20 protein-coding genes and 1 tRNA gene are annotated in these 24,700 nt (G+C 66.5%); 5 read left to right on the top strand and 16 right to left on the bottom strand.

Translation table 11 applies throughout. The features are described from left to right. Window positions 1-65 precede the first annotated feature (65 nt). The 10 genes from dapE to rpmH form a co-directional block, all read right to left on the bottom strand. A complete protein-coding gene (gene dapE, locus ACQR1L_RS31470; RefSeq protein ID WP_434861802.1) occupies window positions 66-1,220 on the bottom strand; it encodes a succinyl-diaminopimelate desuccinylase in 1,155 nt (384 codons plus the stop codon). A gap of 60 nt (window positions 1,221-1,280) precedes the next feature. Next, a complete protein-coding gene (dapD, locus tag ACQR1L_RS31465; protein ID WP_434861801.1) occupies window positions 1,281-2,126 on the bottom strand; it encodes a 2,3,4,5-tetrahydropyridine-2,6-dicarboxylate N-succinyltransferase in 846 nt (281 codons plus the stop codon). Between the two features lie 360 nt (window positions 2,127-2,486). After that, complete coding sequence (locus ACQR1L_RS31460) at window positions 2,487-3,182, bottom strand: pyrimidine 5'-nucleotidase (protein ID WP_434861800.1); 696 nt, start codon at window positions 3,180-3,182, stop codon at window positions 2,487-2,489. 199 nt (window positions 3,183-3,381) lie between these two features. Then, complete coding sequence (locus ACQR1L_RS31455; RefSeq protein ID WP_434861799.1) at window positions 3,382-4,446, bottom strand: DUF1036 domain-containing protein; 1,065 nt, start codon at window positions 4,444-4,446, stop codon at window positions 3,382-3,384. A gap of 80 nt (window positions 4,447-4,526) precedes the next feature. Further along, entirely contained in the window at window positions 4,527-5,423 is an 897-nt protein-coding gene (argB, locus tag ACQR1L_RS31450) for an acetylglutamate kinase (protein WP_434861798.1), read from the bottom strand. 73 nt (window positions 5,424-5,496) lie between these two features. Further along, complete coding sequence (locus tag ACQR1L_RS31445; RefSeq protein ID WP_434861797.1) at window positions 5,497-5,868, bottom strand: DUF423 domain-containing protein; 372 nt, start codon at window positions 5,866-5,868, stop codon at window positions 5,497-5,499. Continuing rightward, on the bottom strand, window positions 5,865-6,527 hold the full coding sequence (gene yihA / locus ACQR1L_RS31440; RefSeq protein ID WP_434861796.1) for a ribosome biogenesis GTP-binding protein YihA/YsxC: 663 nt from the start codon (window positions 6,525-6,527) through the stop codon (window positions 5,865-5,867). The genes ACQR1L_RS31445 and yihA overlap by 4 nt, the downstream gene beginning before the upstream one ends. Before the next feature lie 138 nt (window positions 6,528-6,665). Next, entirely contained in the window at window positions 6,666-8,531 is a 1,866-nt protein-coding gene (gene yidC / locus ACQR1L_RS31435) for a membrane protein insertase YidC (protein ID WP_434861795.1), read from the bottom strand. Then, window positions 8,528-8,998, bottom strand: a complete 471-nt coding sequence (gene rnpA / locus ACQR1L_RS31430; RefSeq protein WP_434861794.1) for a ribonuclease P protein component — start codon at window positions 8,996-8,998, stop codon at window positions 8,528-8,530. Before rnpA ends, yidC begins: the two co-directional genes overlap by 4 nt. A 31-nt stretch (window positions 8,999-9,029) precedes the next feature. Then, window positions 9,030-9,164: a 50S ribosomal protein L34 gene (rpmH, locus tag ACQR1L_RS31425; protein ID WP_006609582.1), complete on the bottom strand. Its 135-nt coding sequence runs from the start codon at window positions 9,162-9,164 to the stop codon at window positions 9,030-9,032. 509 nt (window positions 9,165-9,673) lie between these two features. Here rpmH and ACQR1L_RS31420 point away from each other — a divergent pair. The 3 genes from ACQR1L_RS31420 to hisC all read left to right on the top strand — a co-directional run bounded on the left by ACQR1L_RS31420 (window position 9,674) and on the right by hisC (window position 12,588). Beyond that, entirely contained in the window at window positions 9,674-11,149 is a 1,476-nt protein-coding gene (locus ACQR1L_RS31420; protein ID WP_434861793.1) for a sensor histidine kinase, read from the top strand. 201 nt (window positions 11,150-11,350) lie between these two features. Continuing rightward, window positions 11,351-11,427: transfer RNA gene (locus ACQR1L_RS31415), tRNA-Arg, on the top strand. A gap of 93 nt (window positions 11,428-11,520) precedes the next feature. Further along, window positions 11,521-12,588, top strand: coding sequence for a histidinol-phosphate transaminase (gene hisC, locus ACQR1L_RS31410; RefSeq protein WP_434861792.1), 1,068 nt, complete (start codon window positions 11,521-11,523; stop codon window positions 12,586-12,588). Between the two features lie 241 nt (window positions 12,589-12,829). Here the strand turns inward: hisC and ACQR1L_RS31405 are convergent, their stop codons facing one another. The 4 genes from ACQR1L_RS31405 to ACQR1L_RS31390 all read right to left on the bottom strand — a co-directional run bounded on the left by ACQR1L_RS31405 (window position 12,830) and on the right by ACQR1L_RS31390 (window position 19,454). Then, on the bottom strand, window positions 12,830-15,382 hold the full coding sequence (locus ACQR1L_RS31405; protein WP_434861791.1) for an autotransporter outer membrane beta-barrel domain-containing protein: 2,553 nt from the start codon (window positions 15,380-15,382) through the stop codon (window positions 12,830-12,832). A gap of 368 nt (window positions 15,383-15,750) precedes the next feature. Then, a complete protein-coding gene (locus ACQR1L_RS31400; protein WP_434861790.1) occupies window positions 15,751-16,575 on the bottom strand; it encodes a TIGR04222 domain-containing membrane protein in 825 nt (274 codons plus the stop codon). 2 nt (window positions 16,576-16,577) lie between these two features. Beyond that, complete coding sequence (locus ACQR1L_RS31395; protein WP_434861789.1) at window positions 16,578-17,156, bottom strand: glycine-rich domain-containing protein; 579 nt, start codon at window positions 17,154-17,156, stop codon at window positions 16,578-16,580. 756 nt (window positions 17,157-17,912) lie between these two features. After that, entirely contained in the window at window positions 17,913-19,454 is a 1,542-nt protein-coding gene (locus tag ACQR1L_RS31390; RefSeq protein ID WP_434861788.1) for a glycosyltransferase family 39 protein, read from the bottom strand. Between the two features lie 541 nt (window positions 19,455-19,995). On the opposite strand from ACQR1L_RS31390, the gene ACQR1L_RS31385 reads away from it, so the two are divergent. Next, window positions 19,996-20,667, top strand: coding sequence for a response regulator (locus tag ACQR1L_RS31385; RefSeq protein WP_434861787.1), 672 nt, complete (start codon window positions 19,996-19,998; stop codon window positions 20,665-20,667). Window positions 20,668-20,670: 3 nt separating this feature from the next. Continuing rightward, window positions 20,671-22,116 carry a sensor histidine kinase gene (locus ACQR1L_RS31380; protein WP_434861786.1) on the top strand — a complete coding sequence of 482 codons (1,446 nt, stop codon included), beginning with the start codon at window positions 20,671-20,673 and terminating at the stop codon, window positions 22,114-22,116. 19 nt (window positions 22,117-22,135) lie between these two features. Here ACQR1L_RS31380 and ACQR1L_RS31375 read toward each other — a convergent pair whose 3' ends face one another. Both ACQR1L_RS31375 and ACQR1L_RS31370 read right to left on the bottom strand, forming a co-directional pair. Beyond that, window positions 22,136-23,230 (bottom strand): TAXI family TRAP transporter solute-binding subunit, encoded by a 1,095-nt coding sequence (locus ACQR1L_RS31375; RefSeq protein WP_434861785.1) that lies wholly within the window; start codon window positions 23,228-23,230, stop codon window positions 22,136-22,138. Window positions 23,231-23,587: 357 nt separating this feature from the next. Then, window positions 23,588-24,538 carry an aldo/keto reductase gene (locus ACQR1L_RS31370; RefSeq protein ID WP_434861784.1) on the bottom strand — a complete coding sequence of 317 codons (951 nt, stop codon included), beginning with the start codon at window positions 24,536-24,538 and terminating at the stop codon, window positions 23,588-23,590. Between the last annotated feature and the right edge of the window lie 162 nt (window positions 24,539-24,700).

The raw sequence follows: 24,700 nt of genomic DNA, 5'->3' as shown, positions 1-24,700 counted from the left end.
GGATCATCGTCGCGGAGACATCCTGGATTGCTTCGCTGCGCTCGCAATGACGACCGGAAAGAGCGTCACGCAAAATAGCGATCGAGGATGCCGCGATAGATCTTGGTCAAAGTCGCGATGTCGGCGACCGAGGCGCGCTCGTCGATCTGGTGCATGGTCTGGCCGACCAGGCCGAACTCGATCACCGGGCAGTAGGACGAGATGAAGCGCGCGTCCGAGGTGCCTCCGGTGGTCGACAGCTCCGGCTTGCGCCCCGTCACCTCCTCGATGGCCGCGACCGCGAGATCGGTGAACGGTCCCGGCTTGGTCAGGAACACGTTGGAGTTCGACGGCAACCAGTCGATATAGGCGCGGATGCGGTTGCCGCAGGCTTTCGCCAGCCGCTCCTCGACCAGCGCACGCAGCGACTGCTGCGTATGGCAGTCATTGTAGCGGATGTTGAATTTCGCCCGCGCGATCCCCGCGATGACGTTGGTGGCGGTGTTGCCGACATCGACGGTGGTGAATTCGAGGTTCGACGGCTGGAATTGCGCGCTGCCATGGTCCAGAGGCTCGTCGGACAGCGCCACGATCAGCCGCGAAATGTCCGGCACCGGGTTGGAGGCGCGATGCGGATAAGCGACGTGGCCCTGCTTGCCTTCGACGATCAGGATGCCCGACTGCGAGCCGCGGCGGCCGATCTTGATGCAGTCGCCCATCACTTCCTGGTTGGACGGCTCACCGAGCACGCAATGGTCGAACTTCTCGCCGCGCTCGGCGGCCCATTGCAGCAGCTTGATGGTGCCGTTGATCGAGACGTCCTCTTCGTCGCCGGTGATGAGGAACGAGATCGAGCCCTTCGGCTGTCCGCCGTGGTCACGCAGATAGGCGAGCGCCGCCGCGACGCTGCAGGCGATGCCGCCCTTCATGTCGACCGCGCCGCGGCCGTAGATGTAGCCGTCTTTCACCTCGCCGGAGAAGGCGCCAAGGCTCCATGCCGTCTCGTCACCGGGCGGCACCACGTCGGTATGGCCGGCAAAGGTGATGTGCGGGCCCTCGGTGCCGATGCGGGCGTAGAGGTTGTCGATGTCGGCGGTGCCGGCTTCCGAAAACGTGACCCGATGGGTCGTGAAGCCCGCGTCCTTCAGCAGGGCTTCGAGCACGCCGAGCGCGCCGGCGTCGGCCGGGGTGACGGAGGGGCAGCGGATCAGGTCGCGGGTGATGGTGAGGGCATCGGTCATGCCCTCCGCTTATCATGGCCGTTCGGGCGGCGGCTAGTCCGGCCGCCCGAGCCTGGACGATCAGTCGCGCAGCAGCTCGTTGATCGAGGTCTTGGAGCGGGTGCGCTCGTCGACGCGCTTGACGATCACGGCGCAGGCGGTCGAGGGGCCGATCTGGCCGTTCTTCATCGGCTTGCCCGGCAGCGCGCCCGGCACGACCACGGCATATTCCGGCACCTCGCCGACGAAGGTCTCGCCGGTCTCGCGGTCGACGATCTTGGTCGAGGCGCCCAGGAATACGCCCATCGCCAGCACCGCGCCCTTGCGCACGACGACGCCCTCGGCGACCTCCGAACGCGCGCCGATGAAGCAATCATCCTCGATGATCACGGGACCGGCCTGCAGCGGCTCCAGCACGCCGCCGATGCCGACGCCGCCGGAGATGTGCACGCGCTTGCCGATCTGGGCGCAGGAGCCGACCGTCGACCAGGTGTCCACCATGGTGGCCTCGTCGACATAGGCGCCGAGATTGACGAAGGACGGCATCAGCACGGCGTTCTTGGCGATGAAGGCCGAGCGGCGCACGATGGCGCCGGGCACGGCGCGGAAGCCGGCATCGCGAAAACGGTTCTCGCCCCAGCCCTCGAACTTGGACGGCACCTTGTCCCACCACGAGGCCTGGCCGGGGCCGCCGGGGATGACGCTCATGTCATTGAGGCGGAACGACAGCAGCACCGCCTTCTTCAGCCACTGGTTGACGCTCCACTTGCCGTCCGCGGCGCGCTCTGCGACGCGTGCCTCGCCCTTGTCGAGCAACTCCAGCGCGCTCTCCACGGCGTCGCGCACCTCGCCCTTGGTCGAGGTCGAGACCCCGTCACGGGCGTCGAAGGCGCTGTTGATGGTGGATTCCAGGGCGGACAGTGACATCGGTCGATCCTCGCTTGGTCCCGGGCGGGTCGCCTGGGCCGGTCATGTACGAGCAGGGTGGGGCAGGCGGGCTTTTTCGGAGTTTGGGGCAGGGGAGTCAAGGCACCCGCCGCCGTCGTCCCGGACAAGCGGAGCGCCACGCTGGTGATGAGGCGAGACGGCGGTCCGCCAAATTGGTGTCGTCCCGGGCTTGACCCGGGACCCATAGCCACAGGGAGATGTGTTGGGCACGCAGGTGGCTCAGGATCTGCCCAGCACATCTGCCTGTGGCTATGGGTCCCGGATCGGCGCTCGCGCGAACGAGCCTTCGCATGAACGGACAGCGTGGCGCTCCGCTTGTCCGGGACGACGCAACAAAGGCTAAGCGGAGACCAACCGCTGCAGAAACCCCGTCAGGTCATCCGTGACGTGATCGACATGCGGATCGTCCCGTCCCGACAGCTCCCAGTCCTCGCGCACCACCTCCTTGGTGCCGTCGGGCACCACCAGCACGGTGGTCATGCCAAGGTCGTGCGGCACGACGAGGTTGCGGGCGAGGTCCTCGAACATCGCCGCCCGGGTCGGATCGACGTCGTGCAGCCGCAAGAATTTGTCGTAGGTCTCGCGCGCCGGTTTCGGCGTCAGCTCGGCGGCGATGATGTCGAACACGCCGTGGAAGTGATCGCGAATCCCGAGCCGGGCCAGCACGGCGTCGACATGGTCGACCGAGCCGTTGGTCAGGATCAGCTTGCGTCCCTGCAGCTTCTCGATCGCCGCGCCCATCGCCGGATTCGGCTCCAGCGGCGAGTGGTCGATCTTGTGCACGTAGGCGAGGAAGTCGTCGGCATGCACGCCATGCTCGGTCATCATGCCGCGCATCGTCGTGCCGTAGCGGCGGTAGTAGTCCTTCTGGATGCGGCGCGCCTCCTCGGCATCGACCTTCAGCCAGTTGGATACGAATTCGCCGATCCGCGCATCGACCTGCTGCCACAGATTGACGTGATGCGGATACAGCGTGTTGTCGAGATCGAACACCCAGGTGTCGACGTGATCGAAGGCGCGGGGGGATTTTATCATTGTTGCCTCGATCGGTTCTGCCCGGCTGGCGCATCATATTCCGTCGTCGTCCCGGCGAAAGCCGGGACCCATACCGCGGAAGCTATCTTGGGGCACGATGGCTGCCGCCGGCGGCCCACACCACGGACGGTGGTTATGGATTCCGGCGTTCGCCGGGATGACGGAGTTTGTGGGGGCAGGCCGGGCATCATCGACGGCATCACGGCAGCGCGAACCGCAGCGTCTTGCCGCCGCGGGTGATGTCGACGGCGGTGAAGCCAGTGGCGGTGAAGCCGCGGCTCGGACAGTCGCCTTGCTCCGTCGTCTCGAACTTGTTCTCGCGGGTGCAGAGCTGCACCAGGCCGCCCCAGTTCAGCGGCTTGTTCTTCAGCTTGATGGTGCGGTTCTCGTCGTCGACCGCTTCGGCAAAGCTGTAGACTTTCTTCGGCTGTCCGGTGATGTCGGGATGCAGGCACTTGCCGGCATCGATACGATACCAGCCGCGGCTGACCACGGTGCGGCCGTCATCGGTGCCGACCGCGGCCATCACCTTGTGCGGCGTGTCGTTGCACCAGGTTAGTCCCACCGGAGACGGCGTCTGCACGGCATCGACCATGGTGGCGAAGAAGCTCGGCTGTGACACGACATCGGACGCCAGCCCGCGGCTCTTCAGGAACGCGGCGAGCGCGGTTTGCGTCTTCGGCCCGTCGACGCCGTCGATCGGCGAAGCGTCATAGCCGGCAATGCCGAGCAGCCGCTGAATGCCGGCGAGGCGCGCCTGCTCGTCGTCATATTCCGCGCTCTCGGCGAGATAGGCGATCAAGGTGCCGTCGTCGGTCTTGGTCGGCGTCACCTGCGTGAACGCCGCCGGCGTCTGGCCGGTGCGGCATTGCCGCGCGGCGGCGATGACGAAGTTGTCGGACGCGGCCACGCACAGCTGGTCATTGCCGTTGTCGGCGATCGGCGAGGCGCCATACAGGCTGAGCGCGCGGGCATGGAGGAGAATGCGATCCGCCGTCATCGTGCCCTGCAGCACCACGCGGCACGTCGCCGGATCGAGCCGGAACCAGCCACGCGTCGCGGTCGCCGCCTTCTCGTCGATGCCGATCGCGGCCTCGACGACGTAGCTCATGCGATTGCAGAGCTTGAGATCGGCGCGGGCGGGGGTGGTGGCGAGAAGCGGAAGAAGAAGCGCAGCCAGGGCAACAATTACACGAGGCCAGACAGAGTTTGTTTGCCCTGCTCTCACCCAGCCGTCATGCCCGGGCCTGACCCGGGCATCCACGTCTCTCCGTCCGGCACCGCCGCGAGACGTGGATGGCCGGGTCAAGCCCGGCCATGACGGAGCGAGATGGTGGAAGCCGCTCACTTGTGGATCAGCGTGCCCGTGCCCTGGTTGGTGAACAGCTCGAGCAGCACGGCGTGTTCCACCTTGCCGTCGAGGATCACGACGCCCTGCACGCCCTGCTCGAGCGCGTAGATGCAGGTCTCGACCTTCGGGATCATGCCGCCGGAGATCGTGCCGTCTGCGATCAGCTTGCGCGCGTCCTTCACCGACAGTTCCGGAATCAGCTTCTTCGACTTGTCGAGGACGCCGGGAACGTCGGTGAGCAGCAGCAGGCGCTTGGCCTTCAGCGCGCCAGCCACCGCGCCGGCGAAGGTATCGGCGTTGACGTTGAAGGTCTGGCCCTCCTTCGAAGTCGCGAGCGGCGCCAGCACCGGGATCAGCTCATAGCCGATGAGCTGGTTGAGCAGCGTCAGGTCGACCTTGTCGGGCTCGCCGACGAAGCCGAGATCGACCACCTTCTCGATGTGGCTGTCCGGATCGACCATCGTGCGCGAGGCCTTCACCGCGCGCACCATGTTGCCGTCCTTGCCGCACAGGCCGACCGCCTTGCCGCCGGCCTCGTTGATGTAGCCGACCAGCTGCTTGTTGATCGAGCCGGCCAGGACCATCTCGACGATCTCGATGGTCGCGGCATCGGTGATGCGCAGCCCTGCGGCAAATTCCGAGACGATGCCGAGGCGCTTGAGCATGGTCGCGATCTGCGGGCCGCCGCCATGCACCACCACCGGATTGATGGCGGTCTGCTCGAGCAGCACGATGTCGCGCGCAAACGCTTTCGCGGTGTCCTCGTCGCCCATGGCGTGGCCGCCATATTTGATGACGATGGTTTCGTCGTCATACTCCTGCATATGCGGGAGCGCTTCGGACAGGATGCGGGCCTGATCGAGCGGGCTGATGGTGGTCGCGTCGGTCATGTCGGGGGGATCTCGGCTGTCGGGACGTCGGGCGCGGTTCTATCCGATTGCCGGGCTCGCGCAAAGCGCGGGATCACGCCCGCCGCGGCCACGCTGCGGCAATGGCGAGCACCAGCCATCCGCCGATCAGGAGCATGCCGCCGGTCGGCGCGGCGAACGGAAACAGCCGGTCGCCCGCGAATTGCCGCATCATGAGATCGCCGGAGAAGAGAGCCGCGCCGAGCACCAGCCCGAGGGCCGCGACCATGCCGATGCGGCGCTGAACGATACCGCGTTCGGCCAGCGCGACCGTGCCGAGCAGGGCGCAGGCGTGGAACAGGAGCATCGTCGAAGCGGTCGCGAGCCGCGAAGCATCAGGATCATGCGCGGCCTTGGCCGCCAGCGCCACGCCGGCGGCGCCCATCAGTCCGGCCAGCGCGATCAGGATGCGCCACAGCGCCGTCATGCGCCGCGCTCCTCGAGCAGGCGGGCCATGGCGGCGCGCAGCTCGGGCATCCCGGTGCCGGAGCGCGACGACGTCGCCAGCACGTGCGGAAACGCCGCCGGATGCTTGGCGAGCGCGACCTCGGTCTCGGTGATGCGGCTCGCGAGCTCGGCGGATTTGATCTGGTCGGCCTTGGTCAGAACCAGCTGGTAGCTGACGGCGGACTTGTCGAGCGTCTTCAGGATCTCCTGATCGACCTCCTTCAGCCCGTGCCGGGCGTCGATCAGCACGTAGACGCGGGCGAGCGAGGCGCGGCCGAGCAGGAACTGGTGGATGAGCTCGGTCCAGGACGCGACCTTGGTCTTGGCCGCGGCGGCGTAGCCGTAGCCGGGCATGTCGACCAGGCGCAGCGGCGCGTTCGCCGGTCCTTCGAAGAAGATGAGCTCCTGGGTGCGGCCCGGCGTGTGCGAGGTGCGGGCCAGCGCGTTCTGGCCGGTCAGCGCATTGATCAGGCTGGACTTGCCGACATTGGAGCGGCCGGCAAAGGCGATCTCGATCTGCCCGGACATCGGCGGCAGGCTCGCGATCGACGGCGAGGCATGGGTGAACCGCCACGCCTGGGCGAACAGCTTGCGGCCCTTCTCGATCAGGCGCTCATCCGCATCGGCGCTGGTGGTCATGAAACGCTCTCGCCTCGTCATTGCGAGCGAAGCGAAGCAATCCAGGGCTGAGCAAGGACTCTGGATTGCTTCGTCGCTGCGCTCCTCGCAATGACGGCCGCCAGTGGCGCCGCCGACTTTCTCACGCCGCCTTGCTCGTCACGCCGGCTTTTTCTTGAACGTGCCCTTGATGTTGTCGAACAGCTCCACCTTCACGCCGTTGCGGCGCATGATGAAGCCCTGCTGCAGCACCGACAGCGTGTTGTTCCAGGCCCAGTAGATCACGAGGCCGGCCGGGAAGCCGGCGAGCATGAAAGTGAAGATGATCGGCATCCAGTTGAAGATCATCGCCTGGGTCGGATCCGGCGGCGCCGGGTTGAGCTTCATCTGCACCCACATCGTGACGCCCATGATGAGCGGCCAGATGCCGAGCGCGAGATAGTGCCCGAACACCGGGATCTGGGTCGGATCGAACGGGATCAGGCCGAACAGCGTGAACAGATTGGTCGGATCCGGCGCCGAGAGATCCTTGATCCAGCCGATGAACGGCGCGTGCCGCATCTCGATCGTGACGAAGAGAACCTTGTAGAGCGAGAAGAACACCGGGATCTGCAGCACGACCGGAAGACAGCCCGCGACCGGGTTGATCTTCTCCTTCTTGTAGATCTCCATCATCTCCTGCTGCTGCTTCATCCGGTCGTCCGGATAGCGCTCCTTGAGCGCCTGCAGCTGCGGCTGGATCGCCTTCATCTTGGCCATCGAGGCATAGGACTTGTTGGCGAGCGGGAAGAACAAGAGCTTCACCAGCACCGTCACCAGAAGGATCGAGACGCCGAAATTGCCGAAGAAGCGGAAGAAGAAGTCGAGCGCCAGGAACATCGGCTTGGTCAGGAAGTAGAACCAGCCCCAGTCGATCATGAGATCGAAATGGTTCAGTCCGAGCTGCTGGTTGTAGCCGCCGAGACCGCCGATCGGGAAATTGATGCCGACGACGCCGGCCTCCTTGGCGCCGGCGAACAGCCGGGTCGAGACGGCGGCCGAGCCGCCGGCCGCCACCGTCTGGGCGGTCTCGACATAATCGGTCTGATAGCGGTGCTGGTTGTCGACCAGCTTCGACGAGTAGTTCGCCGTCAGGCGGGCGTCCGTCATCGGCAGCAGCGCCGTCGCCCAATATTTGTCGGTGATGCCGAGCCAGCCATTGGTGACGTCGAACTTCGCCGCCTTCTCGTCGTCCATCTTCTTGTAGGTGTATTCCTGCAGGCCCTTGTCGCCGAGATAGCCGATCAGGCCTTCATGCAGGATGTAATAGCCGGACACGTGCGGCGTGCCGTGGCGCGAGATCAGGCCGAACGGATACAGCGTGACCGGCGCGCTGCCGGCGTTGGTGACCTCGTCCTTGATCGTGAACAGATAGTGCTCGTCGACCGAGATGGTGCGCTTGAAGGTCAGGCCGTCACTGTTGGTCGTGGTCAGCTTGACCGGGGTCGACGGCGTCAGCGCATTGCTGCCGTCCTGCTGCCACACCGTGTTCTGGTCGGGCACCTGGACCTTGGCGCCGGGCGCGCCGACCCAGCCGAACTCGGCGTAATAGGGTTCCGCGGTGTTGGACGGCGAGAACAGCACGATCGCGGGCGATTTCGGGTCGACCGTCTCGCGATACTGCACGAAGGCGAGATCGTCGAGGCGCGCGCCCTTCAGCGAAATGCTGCCGGTCAGCCGCGGCGTGTCGATCTTGATGCGCGGATTGGCGGCGATCGCGGTCTCGCGCGGCATCACGCCGGTGGCGGGAGCCGTTGCGCCACCCGGGGCGCTCGGCGTGCCCGCGGCGGCGTTCGGCTGCGGCGTCGCCGACGGCGCGGTGCCGTCAGGCTGCGCGGCCGGCGTCTGCTTCTTGGCGAGTTCGGCCTGCAGCTGCGCCTGGGCGCGCTGCTTCTCCATCTGCGGGCCGTTGTAGAAGACCTGCCACAGGATCAGCACGAGGCCGGAGAGAATGACGGCGAGGATGGTGTTGCGATTGTCGGTCATCGTTTTCTTATCGTCTCGTCGTTCAATCCGGTTTCACGGGAATGCGCGTCCGGCGCGGGAGCGTGTCGCCTGCTCGCATCCGAGGATTTGCGCAGCTGCGGCTTAACATGAGGCTGCGGCTTGGTTTGCTGCTGCTTGGCTTGCGGCCGGTCGAGGCGGCGGAGCGTCGCCTGGAGGTCGGCGAGCATGATATCGAAGTCGCGTGACAGCGCGTCCCGCCGGCCGACCAGCACATAATCACTGTGCGGCCGCATCGTCAGGGGATCGAGCCGTTTCACAAGCTCGCGCAACCGCCGACGGATGCGGTTACGCTCCGTGGCGGTGCCATTCTTCTTGGTAACGGTAAAGCCGATCCGGACCGGTCCCTGGTCCGGCCGTTCCCGGCGCTGGACCACGAAGGCAGGGCTGTTCGCCCGTACGCCATCGGCAACGGCGAGAAAGTCCGCCCGCTGCCGCAGCCGATCCATGATGGAAATCTCCGGGACAGACGCCCTGGTATCAGGCGCTGAGACGCTTGCGGCCCCGGGCGCGACGCGCGGCGAGGACCTTGCGGCCGCCGGTGGTGGCGAGACGGGCGCGGAAGCCGTGACGGCGCTTGCGCACCAGTTTGCTGGGTTGATAAGTCCGCTTCACGGGTCGTTCTCCGCTGACGGGCAATTTGCCAGTTGACAACTTGCCGGCTTGAAATGTCGATTGATGTCCGGTGATGCTTTTGGGCCCAAAGTGGACCGCTGCCGGCCCAGAAATCGAGCCGCTCCCGGGCGGGCCGGGTCATCGCGGACGGTTGGCGCGGCTTATAAGGGAGCGTCCCGCCTTCGTCAATCGCGGCAAAACGATCGCGACAAGACGTCCGACCGGCCGCTCGGAGGAGGTGCGAAGCAGGCGGCGTAAACGCCTTCGTCACGGATGCTGGTCAGCGTCCCGTAATGTGACCGGATCAATAGCGTGCAAGACGCGGATGCAGGACAAGCGCTAGACGAGTGTCCCGATGAGGCCAAGGCCGGCCGGGATCGTACAATTCTGGGTTCCATTGTGAACGACTTGGAAACCTCAACATGAGCGATCCGTAATTTGACCGGACTCCTGGGCAGTCCCATCTTGCGGAGCCGTAAGGGTGGGGGTGTCTCTTACAAGGGCGAGACGTGACAGAGAGCGACAACCAGCCGATTCTGGAGCGCCTGCGACCTAAGCGGTCGCGCCGGCTCGGCTTGTCCGGAAAGCTGCTGCTGCTGACGATTCCGCTGGTGATGATCGCGGCGGTTCTCGTCTACGTGCCCGCGATCGCCAATTTCTGGACCAACCGGCTCAACGACCGCCTCGCCGCGGCCAATACCGCCGCGCTGGTGCTCGACGCCGCGCCCTCCGGCATGGTGCCGGATTCGCTGGCGCGCCAGATCCTGACCTCCATCAACGCGCGCGGCGTCGCGATCAAGATGGGCCAGCAGCGCCGCCTGCTCGCCAGCGCCGATCTGCCGGCCTCTATCGATCATGACTACGACATGCGCGACATGACCGTGTGGTCGTCGATCGTGAACTCGCTGAAAATGATGACCGAGACCGGCGATCACACCATGCGCGTGATCGGGCCGGCGCCTGGCCGCGCACAATTCATCGAGGTGGTCACCGACGAAAAGCCGCTGCGCCGGGCGATGTACCGGTTCTCGCGCAACCTGCTTGGCGTATCGCTGCTGCTGGCGATGCTCACCGCGGCGCTGGTCTATCTCGCCTTGCATTACCTGTTCGTGCGGCCGATGCGGCGCCTGACCGCGAGCCTGGTCGGGTTCCATGAGAATCCGGAGAGCGCGGCGCGAATCATCGTGCCGAGCCAGCGCTCGGACGAGATCGGCGTCGCCGAGCGCGAACTCGCCGACATGCAGCGCGACCTCGTCTCGATGCTGCATCAGAAGAGCCGGCTTGCGGCACTCGGCCTCGCCGTCTCCAAGATCAATCACGACCTGCGCAACCTCTTGGCCTCGTCGCAGCTCTTGTCGGACCAGCTCGCGAGCGTGCCCGATCCGCGGGTGCAGCGTTTCGCGCCGAAGCTGATGCGCTCGCTGGAGCGCGCGATCGCGTTCTGCCAATCCACCCTGTCCTACGGCAAGGTGCAGGAGCCGGCGCCGGACCGCCGCATGGTCGCGGTCGAGCCGGTCGTTGCCGAGGTGCGCGAGACCGCCGGGCTGTCCCCGGACGTCTCCATCACCTGGGTCGCGGCGGTCGAGCGCGGCCTGAAGATCGATGCCGATCCCGACCAGCTGTTCCGCGTGCTGCTCAATCTGGTGCGCAACGCCGCCCAGGCGCTGGAGAGCCTGTCGGGCGATGCCGGCGTCCGCCAGATCCGCATCACCGGCCGCCGCGAGGGCGCGGTGGCGATTCTCGAGGTGTCAGATACCGGTCCCGGCGTGCCGGCAAAGGTGCGCGAGCACCTGTTCGAGGCGTTCCGCGGCGCCGGCCGTCCCGGCGGCTCGGGCCTCGGCCTTGCCATCGCCGCCGAGCTGGTGCGGGCTCATGACGGCGACATCCAGCTCGTGGAAGGCACCCTGGGCGCCACGTTCCGGATCACCATCCCCGATCGGCCGGTCGAGCTGCAGACCTTCTGGACCGAGCGCGCCAGCGCCTGAACCGCCGATGGCCACGGGAGGTCATCTCGGCCCGTGGCGCCGATCAGCCCTCCCAAAAAAGGCGCACAAAATCTCCCGCTTCCGCCTTGCCAAGCGGCCTCCGAGCCGTTAGTCAGAGGCCCTTCGCGAGGCCGCCGGCGATTGCCGCCCCGGCCTTCCGGGGCTTGGCCTTCGCGGTCGGTCCTGCCAAATGCGAAAAACGCGCCCGTAGCTCAGCTGGATAGAGCATCAGACTACGAATCTGAGGGTCGGACGTTCGAATCGTTCCGGGCGCGCCATTTGCCGATGAAACCCCCATCATCCCATCCGTACTTTCGGAACAGCGCGACGTCGCCTTGCGCGAGGTGTCTTGCGTCCGCAGGAGAACGATCGTGAGTCGCTTCTGGTCAGAGCTCGCCCATGGGCTGTCGCCCTATGTGCCCGGCGAGCAGCCGCAGATCCCGGGCCTCGTCAAGCTCAACACCAATGAGAGCCCGTTCGGTCCGTCGCCGCAGGCGATCGAGGCGATCAGGGCTGCGGCGGCCGACACGTTGCGGCTCTATCCCGATCCGCAGGCCATGCGTCTGCGCGAGGTGCTGGCGGACTACCACAAGGTGTCGCCCGCGCAGGTGTTCGTCGGCAACGGTTCGGACGAGGTGCTCGCGCACACTTTCGCGGCGTTGTTGAAGCAGCCGGCGCCTTTGCTGTTTCCCGACGTGACCTACAGCTTCTATCCCGTCTATTGCCGGCTGCTCGGCATCGCCGCCACGACGGTCCCGCTCGACGCCGAGATGCGCGTGCGCATCGACGATTATCTCGATCGGCCGGGGCCGGTGATCATCGCCAATCCGAATGCGCCGACCGGCATTGCGTTGTCGCGCGCCGAGATCGCGCGGCTCGTGCAGGGCCGCAGCGACGCGGCGGTCGTGATCGACGAGGCCTATGTCGATTTCGGCGCGGAGACCGCGATCCCGCTGATCACCGATCATCCCAATCTGCTGGTGGTGCAGACGATGTCGAAGTCGCGCGCGCTCGCAGGCCTGCGCGTCGGCTATGCGATCGGCGATGCCGGACTGATCGAGGGCCTGACGCGGGTCAAGGACAGTTTCAATTCCTATCCGCTGGGGCGGCCCGCGCAGGCCGGTGCGATCGCCTCGATCGAGGATGAGGCGCATTTCCAGCAGACGCGCGCGGCCATCATGCAGAACCGCGCCGACCTCACCGCAGCGCTGCTGCGGCTGGGCTTCGAGGTGCTGCCCTCCAGCGCCAATTTCGTCTTCGCGCGGCATCCCAACCATTCGGGCCAGCAGCTCGCCGCCGCCTTGCGCGAGCGCGCGGTGCTGGTTCGCCACTTCACCGCGCCGCGGATCGCCGACTATCTGCGCATCACGATCGGCTCCGCGCCCGAGCTCGCGCGGCTGACTGACGCCGTGCGCGAGGTGCTGGCGCGGAACGATTGAGATCTCGGGGCAGCGACGCGCCGGATGTGGCGCCCCATCCGCCGACATTCTGCTTGCGAGCATGATGCGATCCCTCCAGGGGAGGGTGACAGCGGGGCTGATCTCGAAGCTGCGAGCTGCTGCATCAGACACGCGGCCGAGGCCTTCCATGGATGCGATTCCATGGAAACGCATCATGCTCGATACGCTCAGGCCGCGGCATCGCCGTGCAATCGCGCGCCGGTCCCGCGACGGGCAGGTCTCACCAGGCGTAGCGGACGACGCCCTTTCCGGCGTAGGAGCGCGTGACGTTCGAGTACTCGCTCTCGAAGGTCACGCCCGCCGCCCAGCCGTTCGTCCATTTCAGCTCCGCGGACGCGCTGCTCAGCGCGGCTTCGCTCGCCTGCGCCGCGCCATTGACGACGAAGCTCGCGGCCGGCAGTGCCTGGAAGGTCGCGGCGGCCGTGCGGTTCGGATTGAAATCGTGCGCCCACGCGGTTCGGCCGCGCAGGGTCAGCACGGCATCCTGCATGACATAGGACTTGTCAGTCCGAAGCCCGAGCTCGGTGCGTGTGTCGGTGGATGTCCGGGCGGCGTAGGCAAGCGCGAAGGCGCCGCTGCCGGAGACCGTGCGCTCCGCATAGCCCGGCAGGTCGAGGGCGGTCACCTGGACCGCGCCGTAGGGCGTGAGGCCGATGCCGCCGATCCAGGGCGCGACAAAGCGGCTGCCGAGTTCGACGCGGCCGGAATAGGCGTTGGCGTTGAACGCGGCGCTCAGGTGATCGGTGCCGGCCGCGGTGACGATGCGATCGGTCGAGATCGAGTGCCAGCCATAGGCCGCCGTCGCAGCGACATAGGCCGGGCCTTGCACGTGACGCAGATAGGCACCGGCCTGGAACAGGTCGGAGCGACCCCAGCCCTGGCCACTGACGTCGAAATTGGTGCCGCCGCCCGCGAGCGCGAAACCGACCAGCGTCCTCGGATCAATCTGATAGTCGGCGCCCACGGCCGTGCCGTAGAGCCTGCTCGTCGTGTTGGTTGAGCCTACGGCCGCATTGCCGTCGGTCGTCTGCGATCCGCCAAAGCCGGAGGCCCACATGCCGAAGCGCGGCGCGAAGGCTGCCGCCGGCGCCTTGGTCGCCATCGCGAAGGCATCACCGCGCCGGCGCGCCGCATAGGCGCTGGCGCGATCGTCTTCTTCCGCATAGCCCGTGGCTCCGCCCGGAGCAGCCGCCGGGCTGCCGCGCTGCGGGTCGGTCAACAGGCCCATGAACTGTCCCATCGCGCCGAAGGTCGTCTGCTGCGGCGATGCGCCGAGCTGGCCGGCCGCCTGCGTGAGGCCGGCCGGTGTCAGGGATGCATAGGCCGCGGAAATGCCGCCGGCCGCATTGAACGCGTTGGTCAGGGCGTTGCCGGCGGCCCGCTGGTTGCCGTTCAGGCCCGCGATGCCGGCATAGCCCAGCGCGACGTTCAGATAGACGTGGTTGGCGTCGTAGCTGAGCGACCGCGTGAGCGTGGTCGAATTGGCGTTGACGATCGGCGCGAAGCTCCCGGAGACGCCGCCGCTCGCGGTGAGGATGGTGTAGGTCTTGGCGACATAGCTGCCCGGCGCGAAGGTGACGTTGACGGTCGCGCCGCCGAGGGTCGCGGTGCCGCTGACATTGGTCGTGGACGCCGTCGCGGGCGAGACCTGCACCAGATAGATCGCACCCGATTGAAAGGCGAGGCTGCCGGAGACGCCGAGTGATGTGCCGGCGGTGCCGTTGCCGGGCGAAAGGATGCCGCCGCTCGCCACCGTCGTACGGCCGATGCTGCCGGTGCCGCTCAGCGTGCCGCCCGAATTCACGGTGAGATTGCCGGCGGATGCAAGATTGCCGTCGACCCGCAGCGTGCCTGCATTGACATTGACGGCGCCGGTGTAGGTGCTGGTGCCGGTCAGGGTCCAGGAGGAGTCACCGACCTTGTTGAAGGTCGAGATGCTGCGATACTGCGCGGCATCACCAAGCTGCGAAATGTCAAAGGTTGCGTTGCCGCTGCCGCCGAGTTGCAGCGCGTTGTTGGTGCTGCCGCCCACCAGGCCGTTGATGACCGAGCCCGGCAGCAGCGTCAGCGTGTTGCCCGGACCAAAGAAGCTGATCCCGCCGTTGATCGTGCCGGCGTTGACGATCGCGGAGCCGGAGGCGGAAATGCCATAGACGCCGCCGGTGATCGTGCCGTCATTGTAGATCAGTGAGTTGCTGCCGAGGAAGACGGCTCCCCCTGGACTGCTGATCGTGCCGGAATTGAGAACCGCCAGGACGCCGTTGCCGCCGCCGACGCCTAGATTCGTCCCGGTGATGAGGCCTCCGGCGAGATTCGTGACGGTCCCCGAGCCGAAGGGACTGACGAAGCCCGCCGCGCCGGAAATGGTGCCGGAGTTGACGATGATGAAAGACGAATAGGCCTCGATGGCGTTGTTGTTTCCGGTGATCGTGGCGCCGGCTGCATTCGAGATGGCGAGGTTGTAGCCCTGGACGCCGTTCAAGCCGGTGCCGGTGATCGTCCCTGAATTGAGGATGCTGCCGTCGTGAATGTTCAGTCCGGCGTTCGATCCGGTCACGTTCGCTCCGACCGCGATAGTGAGGGAGACGCCCGTCTCGACGCCGGTGCCATAGCCGAAGGTGCTGGCGCTCGTTCCGGGAGCGCCTGCGCCCTGGTTGGTGGTCGTGCCGGTGCACGACGCCGTGACGTTGTCGGCGGCGGCGGGCGTACAGTCTGCGTTGGCGGCAGCGGTGCCGAGCGTCAGCAGAGCAAGCCCGAGGGCCAGCGCTGACACGCTGCTCTCGTAGGGAAGCCGGCGGCGACGTGGGCTCAGTTCACTCAACGCACAGATGTACCCATCGACTTGCAATCCAGCCCTCATGTCCCGCCCCGTGTACGCAACCACAACAATGTTCCCGATGGAACCCTATCACCGGAAACATGCAGAGGCTTGGAGAAATGGTATGAAGCAACCAGACACGCCTGAGATGTTGCTGGCTTGCTACATGGATTGTAACGGGACTAGGTGCGTCCACCGGTTGTGGGGGTGATGCTGAATCAGCTGGGCTGATGCCATGATCAAAGGCTGTGATCAGAGGCCGCGATTAGAGCCGGATGTGCGCATGAGCGACGGCGCCACTCGGCGTCTCCCTTTGGTTGAGGTCAGCTGCAGCCGCCGCAGCCGCCTCCGCCGCCTCCTCCACCTCCGCAGCCACCACCGCCGCAGCCACCACTGCTGCTGAGCGCCTTGGATGTTGCCAGTACCGAGGCGTAAGCGGTGCCGGACAGCACCGCGGCGCCGGTCAGCGCGACGGCCAGCAGCAATTCGTGCTCGCGCGGGGCGCGGGCCGCGCGCGCATGCGTCGTCTGATAGCTCCGCAGCACCGCGTTGCCGGCGTGGGTGCGGGTGGGCGCCCGTGCGAGCACGGCCGTGCCCAGCACCGTGGCAAAGATCAGCATCATCAGAAAGCCCACGTCGTGATGCCGCGAAACGCCGACGAGGACCTTGATCAGTCCGAACATGACGAGCGCGCCGACGAACGGCAGCACGGACTTGCGGAATGCCGTCATCTGGCTGTCGGTCGGCGCGTAGCCGAGCGTCTCCAGCCGCGCCCGGATGCGCGCCGTGAGCGGCGCCAGCGCCTCCTGGAATTCCTGCCGTGTCATGTCCGGGCGCAGCGCAAGCCGCGGTGGACGATCCATCAGCGCCGCCAGCGGCGCTTGGTCGGTTACCGTGATCTTATGATCGCGGGCCGTGAAAGTTGCTGTGCCGTTCGCGGCGAAGCCGAGCAGGACGGCGTCGCCGAGACGTGGCGCGCCACCGGCGAGATAGGCGAGCTCCAGCTCGCTCAAGGACGGCCGGGCGCTGACCGACGCCGGTCCGATCGTGCCGCGAAGCGCGAAGCCCTTGAGGAAAACAATGGCACCGAGAACGATATAGAGAAGCAGGAATGGGCCGGCCGTCCAGTCGAACGGATTGAGCGCCATAATCATCTCCTGAACAGCCGCCGCAGCCATGCGCGGGGCCGCGGCAGGACAAGCCAATAAGTGAGGTCGGTGACGTGATAGCGCGGTCCGGCGAAACGGATATGTGTCGCCGGCCACAGATCGGGGCTGGGCGGCCCGAAGAAGCGTTCGTGCAGCGCCAGCGTCTCGGCATATTGCCGGCGGTAGGTCATCTGTGCCTCCGGTCCGCCGGGCGTCGGATCGTGATGCAGCGGGGCCTGCAGCCGCTCGCCGCACCAGGTCGTCCAATAGTCGCGCGAGTAGATCAGATGCTGGTGCCAGACCTCGTCGACCACCTCGCTCGGCGTCACCGGTTTGGGCGAGACCATCGCGAGGAAGCAGAAGCGCCGGTAGGCGTCGACCGCGGCCCGGGCGTCGTCGAGGCTCCAGCCGTGATCGCGCGCCAAACGTTGGGTGAAGTTGAACGGCGTAGCCGGCTCGAAATCATGCGCGGCGATGCGCCGCCATAACTCCTGTCGCGCAGGTGTCCAGTCCGGCTCATTGGCCCGGACGTCGACCTTGAGCTGCGCGCGCTGTACCGAAGGCTCCCGGAGATCGTGCACAGCGGCATTATAACACAAGTCGAGATGAGTTCCAGTAGGGCCACCTCTTGACGGGGGAACCATCACCGCCGGTATTGGGCGATGATGTCGTGAGGGCCTTAGCTGCAATCTACCGCGCCAGGAGGCCGGCCATCAGCTCGGGAAACTGGTGTGGCGTGCCGGCGAACACCGGACAGCCGAGCGGGCCGAGGATCGCGAGCTTAGACACAAGGTTGTTCATCCTGTCCTATCATGGAGTTTTTCCCGGCCAGTCATGGGTCTCGTACACGCCCCGTGCTCTCGGTCGACGCGACGGACAGAGACAACGACATCGTGAACGAATTTGCGCAGCGAAGTAGTTCAGCGTGTGAGTTCCATGGCGTGGCGGCGTTCGTCGTAAGGCTGCGGTAAGGCGGGCACGCTAGTTTTCCCATGTCCTCGTGATCGTCGCGGAGTATCGACGCTATCGACCGCGTGTGAAGGCGAGCAATCCCTCGTCATCGCGATGCTGCATTCGATTGCAAGGACATGGACTGCTGCCGCGGAATTTGAATCGTCCGATCAGGTCGGCTCATTGCCACCCGCGGTATCGTTCATCATGAGCTGGCACCGCATGGCTTCGAACGTCAAAGGTCCAGTCGGCAGGCCGTTCGGATTGTGTACCAGCCCCACACATCCGGACGGCCTGCAATGATGGACCATGCTCCATCCGATCGCCTGCCTGTTGTCCTGCCCGGCACGCAGCGATCACTCATCACCTCGGCACTGCTCCCAGCTTCAGCGCGTGACCAGCAACGCCACCACCCCCCGTGTACATCCGAGCCACCCGAGTAGCCGCGATTGCACGACGAACTCGCGCTTGATGAAGGAACCCGAGCGAGCGGCCGCGTCCTCCGCGGCCGCGATGCAATCAGGCTGATCCTGGAAGCACAGCGAAACCCTGCCGTAATCGTCGTTTGAATGTCCGGCCTGATCCGCTGCGCCGCTGCCGTAAACCGGGTGGTCAGGGCTGTAAAAGGCCGTCGCGAGCGCAAGACTTTCCGTGCCGTCGACCCGGGCGAGCGGCCGCCCTGTCCATTCTCGCCACTGCCGTGTCGCCTCGTTCGCGACCTCTTGGTAGTACGTGCGCCCTTCCTCATAGCCGTGCGTGTTGCGGTAGAGCGCGTGCAGCGGTGCCCCGACGAGGGCGGCTGCAACCGCGATGGCCGCCGTGAGCACCGTCATGTTGACCGTGTGGAAGCGCTCGACCGGATAGCTCGCGCCGCATACGACGACCACCACGAACAGGAACAGTCCCTGAAGCGCCCACAGCGAGGGCAGGTCGGTGCCCATGATCAGCGCGTTGGCGACGGGCAGGCAGACCGTGCCGATGGCGATGTAGGCCAGCAGCCGCAGACCGTCGTTCAGCCCGGACATCTCGGCTGCGAAGCGGCGGATCCTCGGGCCGGCGACGACGATCCAGGTCACGGCCGCAACCGCCATCGCCGCCAGCAGGCCCAGCACGAAGAACAGCGCATCCCGCAGCGACGTCGCGAGGTCGGACCTCGCATGCGCCAGCGCATGCTGGATGGGCATGGCATCATGGGCCATGAGCCAGTCGAGATGCATCGACAGCGCAGCGAGGCCCACGACGGTCGAAATCCAGGGCGAGGCCGATGTGAAGTAGGCGCGGCGTTGCGGATGCGCCGCGGCGGCAAGCGCGAAGCTCGCCAACAGGAAGACCGAATAGTACTTTCCGAGCACCGTGAGCGCGGCGGTGAGACCGGCTGCGGCCGCCCAGGGCAGCGTCCGCGTTTCGAAGGCGCGCAGGAAGCAGTAGGTCGCCAGCGGCCAGGTCGCGAGCTGCACCGAGTTGGCGTTGAAGCGCTGTGCGTGAAACTGATAGGCCGGCGTCAGCATCAGCAGCAGCAGGACGATGACCCGCTTGTCGCCGGCGGCGAAGCGCCGCGTCACCAGGTCGACGCACCACAGCGCCAGCGCGGCATTGGTCATCGCCATCAGGTGGAATGATCCGTCGGAGGCCGGAAACACGCTCGACCAGGCTCCGGCGATCCAGCCCATCAGGGGCGGGTGCTTGACGTTGCCCCAGCTGAACTGCCGGCCGAAGCTCCAGGTCTCCAGCACGTCGGGATGCAGTCCGGCGCCGGCATAGGCGATGCACAGATAGATCGTCCAGACGATGACGAAGCAGGCCAGCAGCAGCGGCACGGCCCAGCCGGCCTCGATGCCGTCGAGCCAGCGCAGAAAGGGACGGCGCCAGGACGCCGGATGGCCGGCGGACCGGTCGGCGAGAGCCGAAAACGCAAATGCATGAAACATGTCGGATTGAACGAAAGAGGGCGGGGCGTAGGCGAAGCGGATGTTGTCGCGCGGCCGATGTCTGCGCCCGGACGATTACGCCAAGCTGACGTTCCGCTGTTGTGCTGATGAGGCCGGCGCCGCACGGATGTCCGTCACGTCATACGACGGTAACCGCTCCGGACGAGAAGCGCCGCGCTCGTTAACCGAGGATGTCGCGGGGCGCAGGAATGATGCCCGCCGAGACGTGGGAGGATTGCCCGCGCGGCCGCTGCAGCTCGATCCGGCGCGAGGCTCTCGATCCGCCGACTGCAACTAAACGACGCCGTAAAGAGAGGCGACAATCACAGCGGAATTCGCCGCGCCGCAACCTGGCTGCATGGAGCTCTTGAACGTGGCGCGTATCAGCATGGCGTGCGTGAACATGAACGAACCGGCCGGCAGAATAGAGAAATTCTACCATTCATTCGCGCGGACGGTACCAGAGCGCCGACGACGTAATTCTATTGTAATCCGTTCGTAATGATAGCAACACGCGGAAACGATGTTGCAGGAGACGAGCGTGCGCGTTCTGGTCGTTGAGGATGATCCCCAGCTGGGGCTCTGGCTGCGGGATGCGCTCGCGACGGCGTTCGGCTCGTCGGACGTGGTGACCACGCTCGACGAAGGGCGTGCCGCCCTCGCCGTGCGGAATTTCGAGCTGGTGGTGATCGACCGCAGTCTTCCCGATGGCGACGGGCTGGCGCTGCTGCGCGATCTGCGGCAGCAGAAGCCGCGTCCGGCGACGGTCGTGCTCACCGCGCTGGACGATCCCGCCGACGTCGCGCGCGCGCTCGACGAAGGCGCCGACGACTACGTCACCAAGCCGTTCGAGCCGATCGAGCTGGTGGCCCGCGCGCGCGCCGTGCTGCGGCGGCTCTTCCTGGACCGCGGCGCGATGGTCTCGATTGCCAATCTCAGCTACGACATCGTCAATCGCGCCGTGTGCGTCGACGAGGCGCCGATCGTGGTGCCGCGGCGCGAGCTCGCGATCCTCGAGGCGCTGGTCCGCGGCAGCGGCCGGGTGGTGCTGCGCGAGACGCTGGAATCCGCGGCCTATGGTTTCGAGGACGACATCCAGTCGAATGCGATCGAGGCCCATGTCTCGCGGCTGCGCCGCCGCTTGCGCGAGGCGAGCTGCAAGGCGACGATCCGGCCCGTGCGCGGCCTCGGCTATCTCCTGAGCGGCGAGTGAGCGATGTGCTACTGGCAGAAGCTCTCACGTGTCCGACGTTCGATCACGCTGCTCTCGGCGACGCTGATCGGCGCCCTCAGCACCATCATGCTGATCTGCGCCGCCGCGTTGCTGATCAGGTTCGGCGGCGACGATGACGGCACCTGGGGCGCCGCCGACGTCGCCGATGCGTTGAAGGAGGCGGTGGCGCGCGATGCCGGCGGCCAGCTCCAGGTCAAGCAGACGGCCCGCCTCGACAAGATCATGCAGGACTTCCCGTCGTTCTGGTACGTCGTCTCGGACAAGAGCGGCGAGGTCAGCTACGGCTCGATCCCGCCCTGGCGGCCGAACAAGAATCCGACTGCGCAGGACCGCACCAGCTTCCTGGCCTATGCGATCGACGGCGAGACGCGCCGCCTGAAGCGGATGACCGCCGTGCGCAATACGCCGGTCGGCGAGGTCTGGATCGAGACCGGCGGCGTTGCCTACACATCGACGCAGCTGATGCTCGGCACCCTCACCGATGCCACCATCGTCGCGCTGCCGATCATCCTGGTCCTGGTCGCGACGGTGGCCGCGGCGCTCTTGTTCGTGCCGACGCTGATCGCCCGCCCAGTCCGGGCGGTGGCGCGCGCCGCCGAGCTGATCGACGGCGTGCCCGATGGCCGCAGGCTGCCCGAGCGCGACGCGCCGGCCGAGCTCTTGCCGCTGGTCACGGCGTTCAACCGCGCGCTGTCGCGCATCGATCACGCCGCCGCGGCACAGCGCAACTTCCTCTCCAACGCGGCCCATGAGCTGCGCACGCCGCTGACCAATGCGCGCACCATGCTCGAGACGATCCCCGAGCCGGCCCTGCGCGCGAAGCTCATCGCAGAGAACCAGAAGCTGTCGTCGATCGTCACCATGCTGCTGCAGCTCGCGCGCATTTCGATGGAGGAGGTCGAACTCGGCGAGATCGATCTCGTCGCGCTGGCGCGGCGGGTCACCGCCGAGCATGTGCCGATGGCGTTGACGGCCGGCCTCGAGATCGAATTTTCCGGGCTCGATTCGCCGGTCTGGATTCAGGGCTCGGAGCCCGCGATCGCGGTCGCGCTCTCCAACCTGATCAGGAACGCCGTCGCGCATGCCGGCACGGGCGGACCCATTCTGGTCGAGGTCGACGCGCCCGCGCGCCTCAGCGTGATCGATTCCGGACCCGGCCTGCCGGCGGACCGTCCGGAGCGCCTGCTGCAGCCGTTCGAGCGCGGCCAGGCGCGCGGCGAGGGCATGGGGCTCGGGCTCTCGATCGTGTCGCAGGTGATGGTGACGCATCAGGGCAGCGTCGCGCTGCGCGAGACGCCGGGGGGCGGCACCACGGTCGAGCTCAGCTTTACGCCTTCAGCTCCGCGGCAGCAGGATGCCGCGGCCGCGCGCGGCACGGGACAGCGGGCGATCGCCCGGCACGCCGCCCCGCTGCCGCGATCGATCTGAGCGCGTCACGTGGGCCGGCTCAGCGCGCCTCGCGGCTGCGCTGCCATTTCAGGAAGTCGCTGTACAGCTTCGCCGCCTCGTCCGTCGACATCCGCGCCTGGGCCTTGCGCTCGTCGATGAATTTGCGGAATTCCGCCGGGCTGCCCTCCGGCGCTGGCGACTGCATGGCACGGGCGCCCTCCAGCCATTCCTGCGCCGCCTTGAAGCGGACCAGTCCCTGCACTGGCGCCGACAGCACGGTGTCGCGCCATTTCGGGTGTCGCGGCGGCGATTGCAGCACCTCGATCTTGCCGAACAGCGCCTCGACAAACCGCGCGGTGCGGCGATAACGCTCGCTGTTCTCAGGCCAGTTGTAGACCATCAGCACCGTGGACGCGGCCACCGTCTCGACCTTGCTGCCGGGCGGCACCAGGTTCGGATACTCCTCCGACGAGAACGACGACGGCAGATAGACGTCCTGCAGCGCGCGGTCGTAGGGGATCGTCAGGAGATGCAGCCGGCCGCCTTCGTTCTTGATGCTCTTGATGATCGGCGCGTCCTTGGACACCGAGGCGATCCAGGCATCGCCCTGGCCGTCGATCAGCTTCTGCAAACCTCCGGTCGGGTCGGTCTGGAAATCGATGTCGGCGCGGATGCCGAGGCGGCGGAAGATCGTGCGCGCCGCCGGCAGGCCGATCGAGCGTTCGGCGAACACGCGCCGGCCGTTGAGATCCTCCAGCGACCGGATCTCGCGCCGCGCAACGATGTGAACGTCGTTGTGGAACAGCTGCGCGATGTAGCGCACGCGCTGGGCGATGTCGGGAATGTTGTATTCCGTCTTGACGAATTCCAGCGCATCGGTGGCGACGAAGCCCATGTCGATGTTCTTCAACATGATGATGTCGATGAGGTTCTGCGCCGACCCCTTGCCGAGGATCGGCAGCACCCGCAGGCTCTCGCCCTCGTCGAGCACCGCCGCCATGTCGGAGCCCATCACCGACATCGGCCCGCCGATCGGCGCGGTGATGACGGTGACGGTGCCGGAGTTCAGCGCTTCGCGCTCCGGCAGCGTGCCGACCGTGCCTGCGCCCGCGCGCTGGGCTTGCTGAGCCCAGGCGGTTTTGACCGGCAGCACGAGAGATGAAAGGACGAATACAAAGACCGATGCGCCGGCGACGGCGCGCGCAACACAACTCACCGAACGTTTCCCCGCGTCATTCAGCTTATGTGTTCGACCGTGCAGATCGATCCCGGCCTAAATTTGTCCGCGACGTGGCAGCGCGCGATATGCCGCATAATGGCCCGGCCTGCTCCTTTCCTGGGCTGGAATTGCGATCGCGGTGGGCCGTATCAGTTGCGATCATGGGCAAAGCCCGGCACCAATGGCGCCGGGCTTGCGACTACAAAGCGTGCGAGATCGCATGTCGCCGCGCAGCGTGTGGAAATGACGCGGTGCCGGCGCCACATCATGGCGAACCGGCGTGCCGCCGGCTCAGGCGCTCGCGGCGTCGAGCCGGGCTACTTGATCCGCTGTCAGCGTGAGCTGCGTCGCCGCCACCAGCGTATCGACATGCTCCGGCTTGGTCGCGCTCGCGATCGGCGCGGTGACGGAGGGCTTGGCGAGCAGCCAGGCCAGCGCGACCGAGGCCTGCTGCGCGCCCGTCTCGGCAGCGACGGCATCGAGCGCCGCGAGGATGCGCATGCCGCGCTCGTTCATGTATTTCGGAATGCCGCGCTGGCCGCGCGGGCTCTTGCCGAAATCCGCATCCGACCGGTACTTGCCGGTGAGGAAACCGGCGGCAAGCGAGAAGAAGGTGATGACGCCGACCTCGTTCTGCTCGCACACGCGCTGCAGCGCGCCTTCATAGACCGAACGCTCCGCGAGGCTGTAGTCCGGCTGTAGGCTCTCATAGCGCGGCAGGTTGTTGGCCTTGGCGACGTCGAGCGCCGCCTGCAGCCGCTCGGCCGAGAAGTTGGAGGCGCCGATGACGCGCACCTTGCCCGCCTTGATCAGTCTGTCGTAGGCGGCGAGCGTCTCCTCCTGAGGCGTGCTCTCGTCGTCCTTGTGCGACTGATAGAGATCGATGAATTCGGTCTGCAGCCGGCGCAACGAGTCTTCCACGGCTCGGGCGATGTAGTCGGCCTTCAGCCCGACCTTGCCGTCGCCCATGTCCATGCCGACCTTGGTGGCGAGGATGACATGAGCGCGGTTGCCGCGCTGCTTCATCCATTTGCCGATGATGGTCTCGGACTCGCCGCCGGTGTGGCCGGGCACCCAGCGCGAATAGACGTCGGCCGTGTCGAGGAAGGTGAGTCCGGACTCGAGCACCTTGTCGAGCAGGCGGAACGAGGCCGCTTCGTCGACGGTCCATCCGAACACGTTGCAGCCGAAGCAGAGGGGCGGAACGTTGAGGCCGGAGCGGCCGAGCGGGCGCATCTTCATGGGAAGCTCTCGATGGAAGGAGGATGGCTGAATCTGTGGCGAATGCCTGCGCCAGCTTGCCTGCTTTCGTCGCGCGTGACCAGCGCGGCAGGAGCATGGCGGAGCGGCCCGCCTGCATCCAAACCATGGCGCGGCTGCCCCGAAGAGGTTCCGTCAGCGTCA

This window comes from Bradyrhizobium sp. HKCCYLR20261 (genome assembly GCF_051168435.1).
Lineage (GTDB): Bacteria > Pseudomonadota > Alphaproteobacteria > Rhizobiales > Xanthobacteraceae > Bradyrhizobium.
The sequence above is the reverse complement of the archived record's forward strand: the minus strand, read 5'-3'. Positions and strand labels throughout refer to the sequence as shown.

What these genes read in the sequence shown, in the direction of transcription:
- dapE (WP_434861802.1), bottom strand. Translation starts at nt 1,220, where the DNA reads ATGACCGATGCCCTCACCATCACCCGCGACCTGATCCGCTGCCCCTCC.
- dapD (WP_434861801.1), bottom strand. Translation starts at nt 2,126, where the DNA reads ATGTCACTGTCCGCCCTGGAATCCACCATCAACAGCGCCTTCGACGCC.
- ACQR1L_RS31460 (WP_434861800.1), bottom strand. Translation starts at nt 3,182, where the DNA reads ATGATAAAATCCCCCCGCGCCTTCGATCACGTCGACACCTGGGTGTTC.
- argB (WP_434861798.1), bottom strand. Translation starts at nt 5,423, where the DNA reads ATGACCGACGCGACCACCATCAGCCCGCTCGATCAGGCCCGCATCCTG.
- ACQR1L_RS31445 (WP_434861797.1), bottom strand. Translation starts at nt 5,868, where the DNA reads ATGACGGCGCTGTGGCGCATCCTGATCGCGCTGGCCGGACTGATGGGC.
- yihA (WP_434861796.1), bottom strand. Translation starts at nt 6,527, where the DNA reads ATGACCACCAGCGCCGATGCGGATGAGCGCCTGATCGAGAAGGGCCGC.
- yidC (WP_434861795.1), bottom strand. Translation starts at nt 8,531, where the DNA reads ATGACCGACAATCGCAACACCATCCTCGCCGTCATTCTCTCCGGCCTC.
- rnpA (WP_434861794.1), bottom strand. Translation starts at nt 8,998, where the DNA reads ATGGATCGGCTGCGGCAGCGGGCGGACTTTCTCGCCGTTGCCGATGGC.
- ACQR1L_RS31400 (WP_434861790.1), bottom strand. Translation starts at nt 16,575, where the DNA reads ATGGCGCTCAATCCGTTCGACTGGACGGCCGGCCCATTCCTGCTTCTC.
- ACQR1L_RS31390 (WP_434861788.1), bottom strand. Translation starts at nt 19,454, where the DNA reads ATGTTTCATGCATTTGCGTTTTCGGCTCTCGCCGACCGGTCCGCCGGC.
- ACQR1L_RS31380 (WP_434861786.1), top strand. Translation starts at nt 20,671, where the DNA reads ATGTGCTACTGGCAGAAGCTCTCACGTGTCCGACGTTCGATCACGCTG.
- ACQR1L_RS31370 (WP_434861784.1), bottom strand. Translation starts at nt 24,538, where the DNA reads ATGAAGATGCGCCCGCTCGGCCGCTCCGGCCTCAACGTTCCGCCCCTC.